The sequence below is a fragment of the Achromobacter sp. D10 genome, assembly GCF_035282245.1.
Classification (GTDB): Bacteria; Pseudomonadota; Gammaproteobacteria; order Burkholderiales; family Burkholderiaceae_B; genus Achromobacter; species Achromobacter insolitus.
Genome location: NZ_JAYJLE010000023.1, coordinates 1 through 3539, shown reverse-complemented (window position 1 = coordinate 3539; position 3539 = coordinate 1). Strand labels below are relative to the sequence as shown.

At 71.3% G+C, this 3539-nt stretch carries 1 protein-coding gene; it reads left to right on the top strand.

Translation table 11 applies throughout. The features are described 5' to 3' along the window. Window positions 1–3539: beta strand repeat-containing protein (locus VCS63_RS29660; protein WP_416379217.1), on the top strand; the 3539-nt coding region annotated here is incomplete at both ends.

Here is a 3539-nt window from a genome sequence, read left to right as displayed (position 1 = left end):
CGAGGGCGGCATCGGCTTCGATATCGCGGCGGGCAAGATCCACGTCGACGGCGCGGGCTTGAACGGCGCCAATCTCAGCCAGGTAGACCTCTTGGCGCGCACGCTGCAGATCAATGCGGACGTCTGGGCAGACCGGCTCAACATAAGCGCGGGTGCGGCGCGGGTCGACTACGCATCGGGGGCCGTCTCAGCCCAGGCTGTGCAAAGCGCGGCGCCCGAGCTCGCCCTGGATACCGCGGCGCTGGGCGGCATGTACGCCAACAGCGTGCGCCTGATCGGCACCGAGGCCGGGGTGGGCGTGAACATCGGCGGCAATCTGGTGGCGCTGACGGGCGACCTGCAGCTCACTGCCGCGGGCGACGTGCGTATCGCGCCGCGCGGCGCCGCGCAGGCGGCCGGCAATCTGCGCCTGGACAGCGGCCGCGACCTGACCGTGCAAGGCACGACGCAGGCGGGCGGCGCCGTCGCGCTCGCTGCCGCGCGCGGCTTGCGCGTGGACGGCAGTGCACTGGCCCATGCCGGCCCCCTGGATCTTAAAAGCGGGGGTGACCTGCGGCTGGGCGCGGGTGGCCAATTGCAAGGCCAGGGCGTGCGCACTGACGCCGGGCGCGATCTGGTTCTGGATGGCGTCCTCGCCTCCACGGTCGACGCGGACCTGCGCGCGCGGCGCAATCTCCACGCCAACGGCAAGGCGGTCGCCAACGGCACCCTGCGCGCGGACGCGGCAGGGAACCTGACCATAGGCGAAGCGGGGCTCGCGCAAGGCAGCTCTCGGCTGCAGCTGGGCGCGGGCCAGGACCTGCGCATCGCAGGCACCGCAGGCACCGCAGGCACCGCAGGCACCGCAGGCACCGCAGGCACCGGCGCGGGTGCCGGGGTTGGTGCCCGCACTGTGGGCGGATCTCTCCAGCCTGCCCGCACGGCGGGCGGCATCTTGCAGGCGCAGGCGGGCCGCGACCTCTTCATCACCGGCACGGCGACCGCCGGCTCGCCCATCGTCCTGGGCGCGCAGCGCGACATCCGCCTCGACGGCATCGCCACGGCGCTGGAAGGCGACCTAACGGCCGAAGCTGGCGCGAACCTGCGAGTCGGCGCGGCGGGCAGGTTGCAGGCCTCGGACAGCCTGAATGCCCGCGCAGGCGCAGACCTGGATTCCGATGGCGTCATTGCCGCGGGCGGTGGCCTGACGCTTGCCGCAAGGGGAGACATCCTGCTGGGCGGCGTCGTGGCGGCGCTGGGCGAACGCGCGGCGGGCAATGCGACCCTCAACGCCAAAGGCGACCTCGTCGTGAAGCAGGGCGGGCAGGTCCAGGCCGCTGGCACGCTGACCGCCCGTGCCAAGCGCGATTTAAGCGTGGTTGGCGCCCTGAGCTCGGTTGACGAGTTGCGCATGGACGCTGCACGTCGCGCGCGGGTGGACGGCTTCGCCGCCACCCACGCCAATCTGACGCTGACGGGCCACGACGTGACGGTCGGGCCGAGTGGGGTGGCGCAGGCCGGCGGCAACCTCACCGCCAGCGCGCAAGGCGCGCTGCAGGCGACCGGACGCCTGCTGGCGGGCGGCTCGCAGGCCTTGATCGCGGGCGACACGATCACGATCGACGGCACGGTCGCCGCTTTGCAAGGCGACCTGTCGCTCACCGCGCAGCGCGGCGATATCGCACTGGGCGCGGCGTCGCGCTTGCAGGCAGGGGGCGCGCTGACCGCGCAAGCGGCAGGCGCGTTGACCGCGCTCGGCTCGGCTGCCGCCGAACAAGGCATGACCTTGCGGGCCGGCACCGACGCCACGCTGGGCGGCATCACCGCCACGCAGGCGGGCAACCTTGTCGTCAGCGCCGCGGACAAGCTCACCGTCACGGCGGACAGCCGCCTGCAGGCCGGCGCGGCGCTGGATCTGAACGCGGGCGGCGCGCTGCTTAACGCGGGCGTTGCTTCGGCGGACACGCACGCCAAGCTGCGGGCCGGATCCGCGCTGGACAACGCCGGCTCGGTGTTGGCAGGCGGTGACCTGATCGCCACCGCCTCGGGCTCACTTTCCAACGCGGGCCGTTTCGTGGCCGGGGTGGACACCGATGGCGCGCTCAACCAGCCGGGCAGCATCACGCTGACTGCGAACGCCATCGTTCATGACGGCACCAGCCTCGCCGGCACGGATCTGAGCCTATCCGCGGGTGGATTGAATCTGGCGGACGGCAAGCTGTCCGCCGTCGGCGGACTTGTTCTCGCCACGCCAGGTAGCCTGGACACCCGCAACGCCGTTGTGCAAAGCGGGGTCTTGGACATCGCTGCCGCCAATCTTTTCAACCAGCGCGGCCAACTCACGTCGACGGGCGACGCCGCGATCAATCTGAGCGCGGCGTTGAACAACACTGACGGGGTGATCGCCGCCGCGGGCGACGCGCGCATCCAGACCGCAAGTCTCGTCAACCGCGAGGGCACGCTCGCCGCCCATGACCTTGCCGTCACCGCCACCGGCGCGCTGGACAACCGCGGCGGCCTGATCCAGGCCGACAACACGCTGGCCCTGAGCGCGGCCAGTCTCGACAACACACTGGCCCGGAACGCGGCCAGCCTCGACAACCGCGCCACAGGCGCCGCCGGTCTTGGCAACCGCAGCATCCCGGACGCCGTCAGGCCGCCGACAGGCGTGCTCGGCAAGGTGGTCTCCCTCATGGCGGACCGCATCGACAACCGGTCGGGGGATATCCAGGCCGTTGATGCCCTGAACCTGACCTCCTCCCACTTGGACAACACCGGCGGCCAGATCGCCTCCCTGGGCGATTCGCGCATCGTCGCCGACACGCTCAGGAACTCCCGCGGCCAGCTGCACGCGAACCGGACCCTGACTGTCATCGTGCAAGCGCTGCAAGGAGTCGGATCGCTGCAATCCGCGGGCGACCTGGGGTTGCAACACGCGGGATCCCTGGACCAGGACGGGGATATCTCCAGTGGCCGAGACCTGAGCCTCGTGATCGGCGGGGCCCTGGATAACCGCGCCCGCGTCAGTGCCGGCCGCGACTTGAGCATTACCGCGGATTCGCTGAACAACCAGGCCTCGGGCGCCTTGCTGGCTGCGGGCGTGAACACCATCGCGGTGTCGCAGGGCCTGACCAACGCCGGCCTCATCGACGGCGGCTCGACCCGCATCACCGCAGGCCACGTCGACAATACCGGCCGCATCTACGGCGATGCCGTGTCGATCCAGGCGGGCGCGCTGGTCAACGGCGCGGATGGGGGAGGCAGCGGCGGGGCGGTCATCGCCTCGCGTGCCGACCTGGACCTGGGGGTGGCGTCGTTGGTCAACCGCGATCATGCGCTGATCCACGCGGATGTCGACCTGCGTATCGGCGGCGCGCTGGATGGCAGCGGCCACGCCATCGGCCCGGCCGCCTCGCTTGTGAACGCCTCCGCCACCCTCGAGGCGGCCGGCAATGCCGACATTTCGGCCGCGTCCCTCCGCAACCAGAACGACCGCTACGCCAGCGTAACGGTGCAGGTGTCCAGCACGCCCAAGGTGTACTTCACCCCGGCCGGCACCA